16 protein-coding genes and 1 tRNA gene are annotated in these 15110 nt (G+C 66.2%); 11 read left to right on the top strand and 6 right to left on the bottom strand.

The genetic code is table 11. The features are described from left to right. Positions 1-299: 299 nt before the first annotated feature. From EGM71_RS16360 to thiS, 4 genes are all read right to left on the bottom strand, one after another. A complete protein-coding gene (locus EGM71_RS16360) occupies positions 300-2147 on the bottom strand; it encodes an SLC13 family permease (RefSeq protein ID WP_188485705.1) in 1848 nt (615 codons plus the stop codon). Between the two features lie 27 nt (positions 2148-2174). Then, positions 2175-2909 carry a tRNA (guanosine(46)-N7)-methyltransferase TrmB gene (gene trmB / locus EGM71_RS16355; RefSeq protein WP_008268324.1) on the bottom strand — a complete coding sequence of 245 codons (735 nt, stop codon included), beginning with the start codon at positions 2907-2909 and terminating at the stop codon, positions 2175-2177. After that, positions 2909-3703 (bottom strand): thiazole synthase, encoded by a 795-nt coding sequence (locus tag EGM71_RS16350; RefSeq protein ID WP_005418798.1) that lies wholly within the window; start codon positions 3701-3703, stop codon positions 2909-2911. The genes trmB and EGM71_RS16350 overlap by 1 nt, the downstream gene beginning before the upstream one ends. A 154-nt stretch (positions 3704-3857) precedes the next feature. Then, on the bottom strand, positions 3858-4058 hold the full coding sequence (gene thiS / locus EGM71_RS16345; RefSeq protein ID WP_014038278.1) for a sulfur carrier protein ThiS: 201 nt from the start codon (positions 4056-4058) through the stop codon (positions 3858-3860). Between the two features lie 208 nt (positions 4059-4266). Here thiS and EGM71_RS16340 point away from each other — a divergent pair, with 208 nt between their 5' ends. From EGM71_RS16340 to EGM71_RS16330, 3 genes are all read left to right on the top strand, one after another. Next, the gene (locus EGM71_RS16340; RefSeq protein ID WP_188485704.1) at positions 4267-6102 is read left to right on the top strand and encodes an autotransporter outer membrane beta-barrel domain-containing protein; all 1836 of its coding nucleotides are present in this window, start codon (positions 4267-4269) and stop codon (positions 6100-6102) included. Between the two features lie 115 nt (positions 6103-6217). Next, positions 6218-6291, top strand: a tRNA-Gly gene (locus tag EGM71_RS16335). Between the two features lie 243 nt (positions 6292-6534). Beyond that, positions 6535-6915: a DUF805 domain-containing protein gene (locus EGM71_RS16330; RefSeq protein WP_188485703.1), complete on the top strand. Its 381-nt coding sequence runs from the start codon at positions 6535-6537 to the stop codon at positions 6913-6915. 32 nt (positions 6916-6947) lie between these two features. Here EGM71_RS16330 and EGM71_RS16325 read toward each other — a convergent pair whose 3' ends face one another. Together EGM71_RS16325 and EGM71_RS16320 are read right to left on the bottom strand one after the other, a co-directional pair. Beyond that, positions 6948-7145: a hypothetical protein gene (locus EGM71_RS16325; protein WP_188485702.1), complete on the bottom strand. Its 198-nt coding sequence runs from the start codon at positions 7143-7145 to the stop codon at positions 6948-6950. Positions 7146-7170: 25 nt separating this feature from the next. After that, positions 7171-7767: an ArsR/SmtB family transcription factor gene (locus tag EGM71_RS16320; RefSeq protein WP_188485701.1), complete on the bottom strand. Its 597-nt coding sequence runs from the start codon at positions 7765-7767 to the stop codon at positions 7171-7173. Positions 7768-7810: 43 nt separating this feature from the next. Between EGM71_RS16320 and EGM71_RS16315 the strand changes: the two genes are divergently transcribed. From EGM71_RS16315 to EGM71_RS16280, 8 genes are all read left to right on the top strand, one after another. Further along, positions 7811-9289 (top strand): serine hydrolase domain-containing protein, encoded by a 1479-nt coding sequence (locus EGM71_RS16315; protein WP_188485700.1) that lies wholly within the window; start codon positions 7811-7813, stop codon positions 9287-9289. 138 nt (positions 9290-9427) lie between these two features. Further along, on the top strand, positions 9428-9646 hold the full coding sequence (locus EGM71_RS16310) for a hypothetical protein (protein ID WP_041863763.1): 219 nt from the start codon (positions 9428-9430) through the stop codon (positions 9644-9646). Positions 9647-9823: 177 nt separating this feature from the next. Continuing rightward, positions 9824-10702 carry a 30S ribosomal protein S6--L-glutamate ligase gene (gene rimK / locus EGM71_RS16305; RefSeq protein ID WP_005418651.1) on the top strand — a complete coding sequence of 293 codons (879 nt, stop codon included), beginning with the start codon at positions 9824-9826 and terminating at the stop codon, positions 10700-10702. Positions 10703-10960: 258 nt separating this feature from the next. Next, positions 10961-11440 (top strand): hypothetical protein, encoded by a 480-nt coding sequence (locus EGM71_RS16300; RefSeq protein WP_188485699.1) that lies wholly within the window; start codon positions 10961-10963, stop codon positions 11438-11440. 95 nt (positions 11441-11535) lie between these two features. After that, a complete protein-coding gene (locus EGM71_RS16295) occupies positions 11536-12006 on the top strand; it encodes a hypothetical protein (protein WP_188485698.1) in 471 nt (156 codons plus the stop codon). 115 nt (positions 12007-12121) lie between these two features. Then, complete coding sequence (locus EGM71_RS16290) at positions 12122-12583, top strand: hypothetical protein (RefSeq protein ID WP_014648206.1); 462 nt, start codon at positions 12122-12124, stop codon at positions 12581-12583. A 162-nt stretch (positions 12584-12745) separates the two neighbouring features. Beyond that, positions 12746-13423 carry a response regulator transcription factor gene (locus EGM71_RS16285; RefSeq protein ID WP_005410804.1) on the top strand — a complete coding sequence of 226 codons (678 nt, stop codon included), beginning with the start codon at positions 12746-12748 and terminating at the stop codon, positions 13421-13423. Beyond that, complete coding sequence (locus EGM71_RS16280) at positions 13386-14756, top strand: sensor histidine kinase (protein ID WP_188485697.1); 1371 nt, start codon at positions 13386-13388, stop codon at positions 14754-14756. The genes EGM71_RS16285 and EGM71_RS16280 overlap by 38 nt, the downstream gene beginning before the upstream one ends. Positions 14757-15110: the final 354 nt, after the last annotated feature.

Genomic DNA, 15110 nt, shown 5'->3' with positions numbered 1-15110 from the left:
ACGGTCGGCACCCACCACCAGCCGCGTGAAACTGTCGAAGGCGGGGCACTGTGGGTTTGCGGGGTGTGAGCGGCATGGATGCCGCGACCAAGCCCCCATGGGTGAGGGTGCTTTGCTTGCGAAGCACCGCTTCGCAAGCGCCCGAACGCACAGCCGCCAGCGGCTGGGCCGGACCCCGGAGGGGGGTTTACGGCGTCCCCGCAAACCCACAGTGCCTCGCCATCCCACGGAATGCCCGCTGTTGCTGTTGCTTCGGCCTCTGCGGGTGCAGGGCGCAGCCCTGCCAACAAACTCCAACCTCAGAACATCAGGTTGATCATCGACACCACCACCAGCGTGTAGATCAGCGACAGCGGGCCGCCGACCCGCCACATCTCGCGCGGAGTGTAGTTGGCCGGGCCGGTGATCATCGAGATCACCGGGTTGGAGGCCGTCATCAGGTTGTTGGAGGCCGACAGCGCCACGATCAGCGCGAACGCGGTCGGGTTGCCGCCCGCCGCCAGCGCCAGGTTCACCGCGATCGGCACCATCACGATGGTCGCACCCACATGGCTGATCACCAGGGAGAACGCCGTGGTCAGCAGCGCAAGGGCCACCTCCAGCACCCACACCGGAATGCCGGTCGGCAGCTTGTCGATGGTATGGCCGGCCACCCACGCGGCCGCGCCGCTGGAGTCCATCGCCCAGCCGAGCGGGATCAGCCCGGCCATCATGAACACCGTCTTCCAGTTGATCGAGGCATAGGCCTCGTCCATGCGCAGCACGCCGGTCAGCAGCATGCCGGCCACGCCGGTCATCAGCGTCAGCGCCACCGGCAGCTTGCTGGTCAGCGCGATCAGGATGGTCAGCGCGAAGATCGCCATCGCGATCTTGAACTTGTGCGGGCGCTGCTCGCCGGTCGGGTAGTCGGTCACCACCACGAAGTCGCGACTGCGGGCGGCCTGCGCCAGATCGGTCCAGATGCTGTGGAACACCAGCATGTCGCCGGCGCGCAGCTGCACGTCGCGCACATCCTCGCGGATCACCTGCTTGTCGCGGTTGATCGCCAGCAGGCTGATGCCGCGTTCCTTGCGCAGGCGCAGGTCGGCCGCGCTCTTGCCGATCACGTTCGAGGTCGGCGGCACCACCGCCTCGGAAATGCCGGCGCGGCTGGGGTTGAACAGATCGCCCAGGTGCTTCAGGCGCGAGGACATGCGCAGGAACTGGTTCTGCGCGAAGTCGTTGATCTGCTCGCGCGGGCCCATCGCGCCCAGCACGCTGCCGACCCAGATGCGCATCTCCGCCGGCGGCGCCAAGCGGGTGTCGTTGCCGGTCTTCAACGCCAGCAGCAGCGGCGCGTCGTGCAGGGTCTCGGCCTCGCCCAGGGTCATGCCCACCAGCGGGCTTTCGGCGGTCACCACCAGCTCGAATACATCGCCTTCGATGCCATAGGTCTTGGCGAAGTAGCTCTCGGTGCGCGCCGGGGTGACCCCGTCGTTGACCAGGCTTTCCTCTTCGATCAGCTTGCGGTCGCCGTAGTAGCGGAAGTACAGCAGCGAGGCGATCAGCAGCGCCACGCCGATCGGCAACGGCGCGAACATGCGCAGCGGCTCGATGGTGGCCAGGCCGGAGGGCAGGTTGTTGTTGGCCGAGGCCAGCAGATCGTTCAGCAGGATCAGCGGCGAGTTGCCGACCATGGTCAGCGCGCCGCCCATTACGATGGCCGCCGAGATCGGCAGCAGCAGGCGCTGCATCGTCAGCCCGGTGCGCGCCGCCAGTCGCGAGGCGACCGGCAGGTACAACGCCATCACCGACGGGTTCTGCATGAAGGACGAGTTCAGGCCAGCGATGGCCGTGGTCATCATCAGCAGCCGCTGCTCGACACCGTGGCCGCGCCGCAGCAGCCAGGCGGCCAGCCGGTTCAGCGCCCCGGTGCGGTCCAGGCCCGCACCGAGGATGGTGGTGGCGATGATGCTCATCACCGCGTTACCGGAGAAACCGCCGAAGATCTCCTCCGGCGCGATCAGGCCGGTGACGCCGAGCACCACCAGCACCACCAGCGCGACCACGTCGGCGCGGATGCGCTCGAACAGGAACATCGCCATCGTGAAGCCGACCAGCCCGAGCACGAGCTTCATGTCGTTGGTCAGCGTCAGCGCGGTATCCATGTGGGGCGCAGTGTCCTCAGGCGATCGTCAGGTGCGGTCGTACAGCAGGTCCCAGACGCCGTGGCCGAGCTTCTGGCCGCGGGTCTCGAAGTGGGTCTGCGGGCGCCAGTCCGGGCGCGGCACGCTGCCACGCGGGCCGGCGCGGTTGACCAGGCCGGCGGTGGCATCGAGCACGTCCCACATCTGTTCGGCGTAGTCTTCCCAGTCGGTCGCGCAGTGCAGGCGGCCACCCGGGCGCAGCTTGCGCACCAGCAGGTCGGCGAACGCCGGCTGCAGCAGACGGCGCTTGTTGTGGCGCTTCTTGTGCCACGGGTCCGGGAAGTAGATGCGCACTTCATCGAGCGCGCCGTCGGCGATCTCGTTCTGCAGCACTTCCACCGCATCGTGGTGGTACAGGCGCACATGGTCGGCGTTGTCGTCGGCCAGCGCGTTCAGCAGCCGGCCCACGCCCGGGGCGTGCACCTCGATGCCGATGTAGTCCCGCGACGGGTCGTGCTGGGCGGCGAAGCGCAGCGCGGCACCATTGCCGAAGCCGATTTCCAGCACCTTGTGTGCCGGGCGGCCGAAGGTGGCGTCCAGGTCACGCGGCTGGCCGTTGTAATCGATGCCGAAGCGCGGCCAGCGTTCGTCGAACGCGCGCTGCTGGGCAGGGGTGAAGCGACCCTGGCGCAACACGAAGCTGCGCACCTCGCGGCGGCCCTCGCTTACGGTGAAGGGCTTGGGCGGGGCCTTGGAACCGGCGCTGTCGAAAGGATTGGTCATCAGCCGATCAGCCCATCCACCGGGGAGGAGGCGCTGGCGTAGCGCTTGCGCGGAATGCGCCCGGCCAGGAAGGCCTCGCGGCCGGCCTCGACCGCCTTGCGCATCGCACTGGCCATCAGCACCGGGCTGCGTGCACCGGCGATGGCGGTATTCATCAGCACGCCGTCGCAGCCCAGCTCCATCGCAATCGCCGCGTCCGACGCGGTGCCCACGCCGGCATCAACGATGATCGGCACCTTGGCGTCTTCGATGATCTGCAGCAGGTTGTACTTGTTCTGGATGCCCAGGCCCGAGCCGATCGGCGCGGCCAGCGGCATCACCGCAGCGCAGCCGATCTCTTCCAGGCGCTTGGCCAGGATCGGGTCGTCGGAGGTGTAGACCATCACCTCGAAGCCGTCCTTGACCAGCTGTTCGGCGGCCTTGAGGGTCTGCATCACGTCCGGGTACAGGGTCTTCTGGTCGCCCAGTACTTCCAGCTTGGTCAGGTTGTGGCCGTCCAGCAGCTCACGGGCCAGGCGGCAGGTACGCACGGCGTCCTCGGCGGTGTAGCAGCCGGCGGTGTTGGGCAGGATGGTGAAGCGCTCCGGCGGCAGCACGTCCAGCAGGTTCGGCTCGCCCGGGTTCTGCCCGATGTTGGTGCGGCGGATGGCCACGGTGACGATCTGGGCGCCAGCGGCCTCGGTGGCCAGGCGGGTTTCTTCCAGGTCCTTGAACTTGCCGGTGCCGGTCAGCAGCCGCGAGCCATAGGTCTTGCCGGCGATCACCAGCGAATCGGGGGAGACATGAACGTTCATGGCGCGATTATCGCTTATCCGCCTGAAGATGGGGTCACGCAGAGGTGCTGCTGTCCGCGGGAGGGTGAGGGTAGTGCCGGCCGCTGGCCGGCAGATGCAGGGTGCCTCACAGCGTCGGATTGCCGGCCAGCGGCCGGCACTACCAAGGCAGGCCTCAGCCCCCACCCAGCGCGTGCACGATCTCCACCACGTCACCTTCGGCCAGCACGTGCTCGCCATGGCGGCTGCGGCTGACGATCTCGCCGTTGACCTCGACCGCCACCCGGCGCTGCAACAGCTGCTCGGCCAGCAGCAGGTCGTGGAGGGTCGCCGAAGCGGGCAGGGTACGGGGTTCGCCGTTGAGCTGGATGTTCATGCCGGTATTGTCGCCGATCGTCGCAATTGCCGTCAGAACCGCTGCAATCCGTCCAGGACGCGACTGTCGGCACACTCCGCAGCCGTGGGCCGGGCGACAATCCATGCGGCGGCGCAGCGTGAGCAAAACGCGGCGCAGTGAAACCATTCACCGTGCGCCGGCGTACGTCCGCCGGGTCCTCAACGATATCCCCACAGGAGTTTTTTACATGCTGCTCAGCAAACGCCCGATCCGCTCCCTGATGGCGGCCGCGATCGCGCTGGCCGCGCTTCCGGCCATGGCAGGCGAATCCCCGTATTCCAAGGCCGTGTTCTTCGGTGACAGCCTCACCGATGCCGGCTATTTCCGCCCGCTGCTGCCGGCCGGCGTGCAGCCGGTCACCGGCCAGTTCACCACCAACCCGGGCTGGGTGTGGTCGCAGCAGGTCGCCAATTACTACGGCGTCAACGGCGCCGCAAACGGCAACGGCCAGAGCGGTGACAACTATGCGGTCGGCGGCGCACGCGTCGGCGTGGACGTGCCGAGCGCGATGGGCACCATCCCGTCGCTGAAGTCGCAGGCGGCCCGTTACCTGGCCGCGAATGGCGGCAAGGCTGACGCCAACGTCCTGTACACGGTGTGGGGCGGTGCCAACGACCTGTTTGCAGCCGCTGCTGCGCCGGCGCAGGCACAGGCCATCATCGGCGCGGCCGTCACCGACCAGATCACCCTGGTGGGCGCGCTGAAGCAGGCCGGTGCCGAGTACGTGCTGGTGCCGAACCTGCCCAACGTCGGCCTGACCCCGGCCTTCCGCGGCCCGAATGCCGCCACCGCCACCGCACTGTCGGCCGGTTACAACAAGGCGCTGTACGGCGGCCTGAAGCAGGCCGGCATCGAGTTCATCCCGCTCGATACCTTCACCGTGCTGGGCGAAGTCGCAGCCAACCCGGGCATGTACGGCTTCACCAACGTCACCAGCACCGGCTGCAAGATCGACCCGGCCAACTCGACGCAGAGCATCCTGACCTGCAACCCGACCAGCTACGTCAGCCCGGATGCGGCCAATACCTACCTGTTCGCCGATGGCGTGCACCCGACCACCGCCGGCCATCAGCTGCTGGGCCAGTACGCGGTCTCGGTGCTGGAAGCACCGCGCCTGCAGCAGGTGCTGAGCCACTCGGCACAGACCATCGGCCGCTCGCGCGCCGACCAGGTCAGCATGCACCTGGGTGGTCGTCCGGCTGACGGGCTGTCCTGGTGGGGTGGCGTGCGTGGTGACCTGCAGCGCTACGATCACGCCGACCTGTACGACGGCCTGGCCCCGGCTGGCCTGTTCGGTATCGACTGGGCACGCGACGGTATGGTGTTCGGCGGCTTCGCCGGCTTCGGTCGCCTCAACGCCGACTTCGGCAACAGCCGTGGCGACTTCACCCAGAAGGACACCACCGCCGGTCTGTTCGCCGGCTGGTATGGCGATCGCATCTGGGTGAACGGCCAGGTCAGCTACACCTGGCTGTCCTATGACGTGAATCGCAAGGTCCAGCTGGGCCCGGCCACCCGCGAGCACGGTGGTTCGCCGGACGGCAGCAACCTGACCGCGGCCCTGAACGCCGGTTACGAGTTCGGCACTGAAGGCGGCTTCCGCCACGGCCCGATCGCCTCGGTGATCTGGCAGAAGGTGAAGATCGACGGCTACACCGAAAGCGCCGCGGCTGGCACCCTGGCCACCGCACTGGGCTACGACCGCCAGAACGTCGATTCGACCGTCGGCCGCCTCGGCTGGCAGGCCCGCTTCGATGGCGGCGCCGTCAAGCCGTACGCGCAGGTGACCTACGATCATGAGTTCGAGGACACCAAGCAGGCCAGCGCCTGGCTGCAGACCCTGCCGGAACTGGGCAACTACCGCGTGCCGGGCCTGAACTTCGACAAGAACTACGCCACCGTCGTGCTGGGTGCCCGTACCGAACTGTTCGGCCTGCAGAGCAACTTCGGCCTGAGTGCTTCGACCGGCCAGAAGCGTGCGCAGGACGCTACCCTGTTCGCCAACTTCAGCGGCACGTTCTAAGCAATGCCCGCCGGGGTCGGATCCCTTTCCGCAAGGAAAGGGCTCTGACCCCTCGCGGATACGGTGGCCACCATTGCGCTGTACCGGCCGCTCCGCATAGACTTTCACCCGCGCTGCGGGCGTAGCTCAATGGTAGAGCTGTAGCTTCCCAAGCTACTGACGTGGGTTCGATTCCCATCGCCCGCTCCATGTCTCCCAACGGTTTGCGCCGTCTCAGGCGCTCCGTTCCCTCTGCGCCGCTTCACAGTCCATCGCATGGCAGTGGCGTTGCAAGCGCTCTTCTTTCATACATGCATCCCGGTTGTAGTGGCTGATGGATGGCTTGCCGTATTCGCCGTTCTACCCCGCCGTCAGGTTCAGTCGTGGCTGGGTTTGAAAGTGCTAAAAGATCGTTAGCTGCTGGTTTCCATCACCACGTTGACTGGAGCGTCAATGATCGCTGCACTTGCGCCACTCAGGCGGTGCCTTGATTTTTCAGGGCGCTCCGACCGCATCGAATTCTGGTCGTTTTCCCTGCTGGGCCTTCTGGTGGCAGGGCTCAGCTACAGCCTGATGAACATCGGCTACTGGCTGATCGGCACTGATCTGTTCGATTGGGAGCTGTCCCGGCAACTTGGGATACTGGGACAGGTGTTGGCGATCATCGCGGTCCTCGTCTTCCTTCCCCCGATGCTGGCATTGGCCGTGCGTAGACTGCACGACATCGACGAGTCCGGCTGGTACGTCGTCATTGCCTTCATTCCATTGGGTGTGTTCGTTCTGTTCCCCGTCATGCTGCTTCCGGGCAGCGAAGAAGAGAATCGATTCGGCTGACATCACGTCTGCCAGTGCCGGAATGAAACGCATCACGGCATCTTCTGCGCCAGTCGCTGCGCATAGCCCTCGGTAAACAATTCCGCCAACGCCTGCTGCTGCGTTGTGTCGATCGCGCGCGAGGCGTTTGACGTGGGTTCGATTCCCATCGCCCGCTCCACTTCAATCTCCCCGTTCGCAACGAATTGACCGGATTGAAGATTCAGGCCGATTGATGGATTCGCGCTCATCCGGCGGGCCCCCGCCGAACATGACTCAGCTCTTGCGCTTATCCGGCACCGAGGCCAGCACCACCGTCAGCAGCAGGGGTTGGCCATCCCCGGCCGCTTCACTGCCTTCCAGGCTGGCCTGTTCGAGTTCGCCTATCAGCGCGTTGATGCGCGCCAACTGGGCAACGTCGGCACGGAAAGCGAGATGGCGCACGGTGCAGTTGCGCTGGCTTCCCTCGAAGCACGCCGCCGCCTGCGTGGCGGCCGCCGCGAACGCGCGCAGGCTGGCGCCCACCACGCTGCTGGCCACCTTGATCAGGTTCCTGCGCCCACCCGGCGTGCGCAGTGCGTCGGCCGAAGACAGCTGCCGCGATACCACGGCATAGACCGCTTCGGGCCGGCGGCCGGTGCTGCGCCGTTCAACCACCTGCACCAGGCCCGCCGCTTCCAGCCGCTCCAGGTGGTGATAGAGCGCGGTGATCGGGCGCCCGAGGCGCTCGCTCAGCTCCCGCGCGGTGGCCTGGCCGTCGACATCCAGGCGCTGCAGGATCGCCAACCGCGGCGAAGACGCCATGGCGCCCAGCTGGTCCGGGGTCAGCTTCAGTCCGCGCGGGGCAGGGGGGCTTGCTGGGGATCTGCTCATAATTCAAACTATAGATCAAAATTGAATAAATGGCGGCCTGGACATGCGTACTGGATACCTGTGGATCCTCGTCAGCGGCCTTGCTGCCGCTATCGTCACTTCCGGTGGCGCCTCGGCCTCGCCCCCGATGGCGTCCAGACCTGCCGGCGGCAGTGGCATTCATGCCACCGCCATCGACCCCGCCATGGCACGGCGCATCGATGCCGACATGCAGCAGGTCATGCAGCGCTTCCAGGTGCCTGGCGCGGCCATCGCGGTGACCGTTGACGGCAAGCCTGTCTATTCCAACGCCTACGGCCTGCGCGATCGCGAGCGCGCGCTGCCGGCGCGTACCGATACACCATTCGAGATCGGCTCGATCACCAAGCAGTTCACCGCCGCAGCCATCGTGCAGCTGCAGGAAGCGGGCAAGCTGCAGCTGGACGACCCGCTGGCGCGCTATCTGCCGCATGCGCCGCACGCCAGCGAGGTGACCCTGCGCCAGTTGTTGACCCACACCAGCGGGTTGCACGACTACTTCGACGGGCCGGATGCGGAAGTCGACGCTCTGGTGACCCAATCCATCGACTTCGACCACCTGATCGCGCGCATCGCCGACCAGCCGCTGGATTTCCCGCCGGGCACGCGCTGGTCGTACTCCAATACCGGCTACGCACTGCTCGGCAAGGTGATCGAAACCGTATCGGGCGAGCGCTACCGTGACTACCTGGAGCGGCACCTGCTCGCGCCGCTGGGCATGACGCACACCTTTACCCTGGCCGACACCGACCGCCTGGCCGGCATGGCCGTTGGCTACCGGCATGAGCAAGGCACGCTACAGCGCGCGCCGTACTTCCACCCGGACTGGAGCGGCGCGGCCGGCTTCCTGGTCAGCACCCTGGACGACCTGGCGCGCTGGGACGCCGGCCTGGGCAGTGGCAAGGTGGTGCCCGCAGCCGGCTACGCGCAGATGAAGACCTCCTTCGCCACCGCCGATGGCAAGCCCGTGGGCTACGGCCTCGGCCTGTTCGTGGATTCGGTATATGGGCAGGCGCGGGTCGGACACACCGGCGGCACGCAGGGCTTCACCACCGCCGATATGTACTTCCCGGATCTTGGCCTGCGCATCGTGGCCTTCAGCAATCTGGGCGACAAGAAGCCCGAGGCCGGCATCACCATGACCAATCTGGTGTTCGCGGCACTGCATCCTGACATCGTCGCGGCCTGGGAACGCCCTGTTGCCGGCGAGGTTGCCGCGGTTGGCGAAAGCGCGAAGGCATCGTTCCGCCAGCTGCAGGACGGCACCGACTACAGCGCCTTCAGCGACGATCTGCGTGGCAAGCTGGTGGCCGGCATCGGTGCCGGCATGATGCGTTCCCTGGGCCCCTACGGCGCACCGACCGCCATGGTGTTCAAGGGAACACGCCAGGGCGAAAAAGGAACGATGTACAGCTATGTGGCCGAGTTCGGCCCGGGGGCGTTCATCGGTTACACGGTACGGCTGGACGAGAAAGGACGTGTTGCGGGATTCGCGATCGAATGACAGTGTGCGTGTGCACAGGCGCTTGGCGTGCCCAGCAAGGCCGCTCATCTGCGGCCTTCTTCATTTCTGATTAGTTTCATATCCACGGCCATCCGCGCCCGGTTAGCGTTGCCGCATTTTCTACACGGGAAGCAGCGCATGGAAACGAAGGACGACGTCGTCGGCAGTATTCACGAGATCTACAAGAACTCCGGTGCCGGCACCTCCCGGCAGCTGGAAGCGCTGCGTGCATTGGGTCGCGCCGGTGGGCCGAAGGCCGCGCAGCTGCTGTGGCAGATCTACAAGAGCACCTCGGCCGGATCGGCCACGCAGATGACCTGCATCGCGGCGCTGGGTGAATCCGCGCGCGGGTTCTGAAGCAGAATCAGCCCGCATGGTAATGCGGGCGTGTGGTGTATCCGGCGGCGGTTACTCCCTCGCCGGAATCGTCGCCGCAGGAGCCGACCACCGGCGGTGCAGGCAGCATGGGCCAGGCATCATCCACCCGCCACACGCCCGCGCTATGCTTCGCGCCTGCCGACCGAACCCACTGCGATGAAGCTCGCCATCCTGTCCCGCAACAGCTCCCTGTATTCCACCCGTCGGCTGGTCGAGGCGGCGCGCGCGCGCGGCCACACCGTGCGCATCCTGGACCCGTTGCGCTGCTACATGCGCATCGCCGCCGACGGCTTTTCCATGCACTACAAGGGCCGGCCGATGACCGGCGTGGACATGGTGATCCCGCGCATCGGTGCCTCGATCACCCGCTACGGCACCGCGGTGCTGCGCCAGTTCGAGCTGATGGGCGCGCGCACGCCCAATCCGTCCGATGCCATCCTGCGTTCGCGCGACAAGCTGCGCGCGCACCAGCTGCTGGCGGCCAAGGGCATCGACATGCCGGTCACCGTGTTCGGCGACAACCCCGACGACACCGTCGATCTGCTGTCCATGCTCGGCCCGCCGCCGCATGTAGTGAAGCTCAATGAAGGCACCCAGGGGCGCGGCGTGATCCTGACCGAAAAGGCCAGTGCCTCGCGCGGCATCGTCGAAGCGCTGCGCGGCCTGTACGCCAACTTCCTGATGCAGGAGTTCATCGGCGAGGCCAAGGGTGCCGACCTGCGCTGCTTCGTGGTGGGCGACCAGGTGGTGGCGTCGATGCAGCGGCAGGCGCCAGAGGGCGACTTCCGCTCCAACCTGCATGCCGGCGGTACCGCCGTGGCGGCCAAGGCCAGCCGCGCCGAGCAGCAGGTGGCGGTGCGCTCGGCCAAGGCGCTGGGCCTGTCGGTCTGCGGCGTGGACCTGATCCGCTCCGCGCGCGGCCCGCTGGTGCTGGAGGTCAACTCCACGCCCGGGCTGGAAGGCATCGAAGCGGCTTGCGGGGTCGACGTGGCCACACGCATCATCGAGCACGTAGAGAAGATCAAAAAGCCCTGATTATTCATGGCGTTGCGATTCTCATGGGTAAATGATCCGGGGCTTTAACGAGGCTTTAATCGGCCCCGGCGTAGGCTTCAGCGAACCGCAGCTCTGCCTCTCAGCAGGATCGGTATCGGGATACGACTTCAGGCCCAGGCGGGTGCACCGCCTGGGCCTTTTTTATGCCTGTCGGCCCCGTGCCCAAGGTCTCTTGTGGAGGCCGCGTGACGGTCGTAGAGTTGGCCCTTCGTTCCGGGATGGATCGGGAGGTTGGCGATGTACCGCATCATGACGATCGCGTTGCTGCTGGGCCTGTCTGGCGCTGTTGCCGCCAAGCCGGAGAAAGTCGCTGTACAGATGGACCGGCAGGGCTCGGTCGCCGAGCAGATGCGCCAGGTGGAAACTGCCCTGGCCGCCCCCGACTATGCCGAACTGTCTGCCGAGGATCGCGTCCAGGTACAGCAGTCGCTGTCGCGTATCCGCCAGCACATGGGCGAGCGCCAGACCGTGCAGGAGCTGCCGCCGCAGCTGCAGGCCGAGGTCTTCAACGAGCAGGAACGCATCAACACGCTGTTGGCGCGTGGCCATGAAGACAGCCGGCAGATCTGCAAGTACGAACGCACCACTGGCAGCAACATGCCCAAGAGCCGCTGCCTGACCGTGGCCGAACGGCGCCGGATCGAAGAGAAAGGCAAGGCGCTGATCAACGACCAGCGCAGCTACAACACGCTCAGCCCACCGCCCGCCGGGCGTTGACCGCACCGCCTTTCGGCCCACCGAACGTGCCGTAGCGGCGTATCGGTGGCACCGCAGGGTCGATGTTCCACTCATGGAAGAACCTGGAGGTAACGATGCAGCGCATGACCCCCTTCGCCCTGATGCTGGGCCTGGCCCTGGCCACCACCGCTCACGCCAAGCCCGAGAAAGGGCAGGTGAAGTTCGACGCCAACGCACCGGTGGCCGAACAGATCCGCAGCGTTGAGACGGCAATCAACACCGAGGACTACAGCGAGATCGGGCTGGAAGACAAAAGCCGCGTGCAGCAGGCGCTGGGCCGCATCAAGATCAAGATGGGCGACCACGAGCGCGTGGAGCAGCTGAGCCCGCACGACCGCACCGAGATCTTCAACGACCAGGAAGTGATCAACACGATCATGACCCGCGCCCACGCCGACAGCCGCATGGTCTGCCGCCGCGAACGCACCACCGGCAGCAACATGCCGCAGAGCGTCTGCCTCACCGTGGCCCAGCGCCGCAAGGCGCAGGAAGACAGCCGCAAGGCGCTCAACGACAACCAGCGCTTCAACAACTACAAGCCCTGATCGCTGCCGGACCGATCGCATGCCGCCATCGGTCACCCTGCCGTGCGTCCCTTGTGGACGCATCGGCAGAACCGTAAAGTCGAGACCCTATTCATGGACGAACATGGAGCTCGTCATGTACCGCAACACTACGCTCGCCCTGATGCTGTCGCTGGGCCTGGTGGCCACCGTGCAGGCCAAGGCGCAGAAGGACACCGTGCAGATGGATGCCTTCACCCCGGTGTCCGAACAGATCCGCCGCGTTGAAACGGCCATGGGCAGCGAGGACTACAGCGAGATCGGGCTGGAGGACAAGAGTCGCGTGCAGCAGGCACTGAACCGGATCCGGATCAAGATGAATGGCCGCGAGAAGGTGGATGAGCTGGCGCCGCAGGAGCGCAACGACCTGTTCAACGAGCAGGAGATCGTCAACACCATCATGACCCGCGCCCAGGCCGACAGCCGCATGATCTGCCGCCGAGAGCGCCTTACCGGCAGCAACATGCCGACCAGCGTCTGCCTGACCGTGGCCCAGCGTCGCAAGGCCCAGGAAGACAGCCGCCGGGCGCTGACCGACCAGCAGCGCATCAGCCGCTGACCGGCTGACGCGAGGGCTTTTGCCGGTGTCGTCCCTTCGGTACGAAATGTTAAGAATGGAACCTGTATCGTTCAGCAGGTAGACGTCGCGTCCACCCGCACAGGGGCATCCTGAGCGGGTGGGCCTGGCCCCCCGACGACCCTTCAAGAACCAGAGGTCCCAGTGCGCATTCTCGTAATCGAAGACAACAGCGACATCGCCGCCAACCTTGGCGACTACCTTGAGGATCGTGGCCACACCGTGGACTTCGCCGCCGACGGCGTGACCGGCCTGCACCTGGCCGTGGTCCACGAGTTCGACGCCATCGTTCTGGACTTGAACCTGCCGGGCATGGATGGCATCGAAGTGTGCCGCAAGCTGCGCAACGAAGCGCGCAAGCAGACCCCGGTGCTGATGCTGACCGCCCGCGACTCGCTGGACAACAAGCTGGCCGGTTTCGATTCCGGTGCCGATGACTACCTGATCAAGCCGTTCGCGCTGCAGGAAGTGGAAGTGCGCTTGAACGCGCTGTCGCGCCGCGGCAAGGGCGTGCAGACCCGCGTGCTGGAAACCGGCGATCTGGAATACAACCTGGACACGCTGGAAGTGCGCCGCCAGGGCAAGCTGCTGCAGCTCAACCCGACCGCGCTGAAGATCCTGCAGGCCCTGATGGAGGCCGCGCCGGCCGTGGTCACCCGCCAGGAGCTGGAAACCCGCGTCTGGGGCGAGGAGCTGCCCGATTCGGATTCGCTGCGCGTCCACATCCACGGCCTGCGTGCGGTGGTCGACAAGCCGTTTGAAGTGCCGCTGATCCAGACCCGCCATGGCATCGGATACCGCATCGCCACCCCGGAAGCCTGATTCCGTGGCAACCAAGGGGGAGCGCCGGCGTTCGCCGTATCGGCGGCGCCTGCGCAGCCGCATCATCGTCTCGTTCGTGTTGTTGGGCTTCTGCCTGACGACACTGTTCGCGTTCGCCACCAACTGGGCCCGCATGCGCGTGGAAAACCAGCTGGTGGAAGACGTGATGAACCGCAACATCAACGAGTATGTGCGGCGGTTCTACGAGAGCCCGGATCGCAACCCCGACCTGCCAGTGCAGCAGATGCGTGCGCGCCTCGTCAAACCCGACAAGTTCGATGCGCTGCGTGAGGAAGAACCTGATTGGGCAGCGTTGCCCGACGGCAACCACAATATCTCGGGCACCGACGAACGTGGGCAGCCGTACGCCTACAAGCTGGCCGTGCGCAAGACGCCCGACGCCTGGGCGTTCCTGGCCTACGACATGACCGACAGCGTGCGCGGCGGGCAGCAGCTCAACCGCGCACTGGTGCTGTCGGTGCTGGTGTTCAGCCTGTTGTCGCTGGTGCTGGGCTGGTGGTCGGCATCAAAGGTGATGAAGCCGGTCTCGGACCTGGCTGCGCGGCTGCGCGCCTATCGCGGCGGCACCAGTGATCCTGAGCCGCTGGCGCCGCGCTTCCCCGATGACGAAGTGGGACAGCTGGCGCAGGCGCTGGATGATTACTCGTCGCGGCTGACCGAAGTGGTGCAGCGCGACCGTGAGTTCAATGCCGACGTCAGCCACGAGCTGCGCACGCCGCTGGCGGTGATCCGTGGCGCCACCGAACTGCTGCTGACCCGGCCCGGCCTGGATGAGAAGGTGCTGCAGCGCCTGCAGCGCATCCAGCGTGCCGAACAGCAGTGCAGCGACCTGATCGGCGCGCTGCTGCTGCTGTCGCGCAACGAGCGCGGGCAGGGCACCAGCAACGTTGCCCGCGTGGCCGAACAGCTGTTGGACGCACACCGCGCCCAGCTGGGTGGCAAGCCGCTGGAATTGGCGCTGGAAGGTGAGCGCGACCTGGTCATTGATGCGCCGGAAGCCGCGTTGTCGGTGGCGCTGGGCAACCTGATCGGCAACGCGGTGAAGTATTCGCAGGATGGCGAAGTGCGCGTGCACGTGGGCGCCAACGCGGTGTCGGTCACCGACAGCGGCCCGGGCCTGAGCGAAGAAGACGCCGCCAAGCTGTTCCAGCGTGGCTATCGCGGCACGCACGCTGGCCACTCGCAGGGCGGCGGCATCGGCCTGTCGATCGTCAGCCGCCTGTGCGATCTGTACGGCTGGCAGGTCAGCGTGCGCCCCGGCGGCGAGCGTGGCGTGATCGCCACCCTGACGTTCTCGCCGAAGCCGTTGTAAGGGTCCCTGCTTGGGTGGGTGCCGACCTTGGTCGGCACAAATCCTGCCGACCTCGCATCGCGCCCTGTGTCGCTTGTGCCATCGAATTAACTTCCCAGGAATGATGGGCCAGAAGCCCAACACGACATCACCGTGATCGCCACCACGCCGCGTGCGTGTCCGCATGCACGCATTCGTACCGTCCGCCGCGGCTTGAGAATTTCCTTACAGATCACAGCGCTGCGTGATGGCCAGATGGGGCGGCCGGGGCAGGTGCCCTGGCCGGGATTGGCGTCCTGAAAAAAACCTTCAACTCAAGCGCTCCGGGTGTGCTGCGGCTCATCATGGAAAATGCATCGCCTGCCTCGTTTCGGC

Origin of the sequence: Stenotrophomonas maltophilia (genome assembly GCF_006970445.1) — a bacterium.
GTDB classification, from domain to species: Bacteria; Pseudomonadota; Gammaproteobacteria; order Xanthomonadales; family Xanthomonadaceae; genus Stenotrophomonas; species Stenotrophomonas maltophilia_AU.
Note: the sequence above shows the minus strand (reverse complement) of the source record. Positions and strands in the feature narration are given on the sequence as shown.

Excerpts from the sequence above, each read along its gene's own strand:
- EGM71_RS16310 (WP_041863763.1), top strand. The coding sequence starts at position 9,428 with ATGGAAACGAAGGACGACGTCGTCGGCAGTATTCACGAGATCTACAAG.
- EGM71_RS16325 (WP_188485702.1), bottom strand. The coding sequence starts at position 7,145 with ATGAGCGCGAATCCATCAATCGGCCTGAATCTTCAATCCGGTCAATTC.
- EGM71_RS16360 (WP_188485705.1), bottom strand. The coding sequence starts at position 2,147 with ATGGATACCGCGCTGACGCTGACCAACGACATGAAGCTCGTGCTCGGG.
- EGM71_RS16290 (WP_014648206.1), top strand. The coding sequence starts at position 12,122 with ATGTACCGCAACACTACGCTCGCCCTGATGCTGTCGCTGGGCCTGGTG.
- EGM71_RS16280 (WP_188485697.1), top strand. The coding sequence starts at position 13,386 with ATGGCATCGGATACCGCATCGCCACCCCGGAAGCCTGATTCCGTGGCA.
- EGM71_RS16340 (WP_188485704.1), top strand. The coding sequence starts at position 4,267 with ATGCTGCTCAGCAAACGCCCGATCCGCTCCCTGATGGCGGCCGCGATC.
- EGM71_RS16315 (WP_188485700.1), top strand. The coding sequence starts at position 7,811 with ATGCGTACTGGATACCTGTGGATCCTCGTCAGCGGCCTTGCTGCCGCT.
- EGM71_RS16350 (WP_005418798.1), bottom strand. The coding sequence starts at position 3,703 with ATGAACGTTCATGTCTCCCCCGATTCGCTGGTGATCGCCGGCAAGACC.
- EGM71_RS16300 (WP_188485699.1), top strand. The coding sequence starts at position 10,961 with ATGTACCGCATCATGACGATCGCGTTGCTGCTGGGCCTGTCTGGCGCT.
- EGM71_RS16320 (WP_188485701.1), bottom strand. The coding sequence starts at position 7,767 with ATGAGCAGATCCCCAGCAAGCCCCCCTGCCCCGCGCGGACTGAAGCTG.
- trmB (WP_008268324.1), bottom strand. The coding sequence starts at position 2,909 with ATGACCAATCCTTTCGACAGCGCCGGTTCCAAGGCCCCGCCCAAGCCC.
- EGM71_RS16295 (WP_188485698.1), top strand. The coding sequence starts at position 11,536 with ATGCAGCGCATGACCCCCTTCGCCCTGATGCTGGGCCTGGCCCTGGCC.
- rimK (WP_005418651.1), top strand. The coding sequence starts at position 9,824 with ATGAAGCTCGCCATCCTGTCCCGCAACAGCTCCCTGTATTCCACCCGT.
- EGM71_RS16330 (WP_188485703.1), top strand. The coding sequence starts at position 6,535 with ATGATCGCTGCACTTGCGCCACTCAGGCGGTGCCTTGATTTTTCAGGG.
- thiS (WP_014038278.1), bottom strand. The coding sequence starts at position 4,058 with ATGAACATCCAGCTCAACGGCGAACCCCGTACCCTGCCCGCTTCGGCG.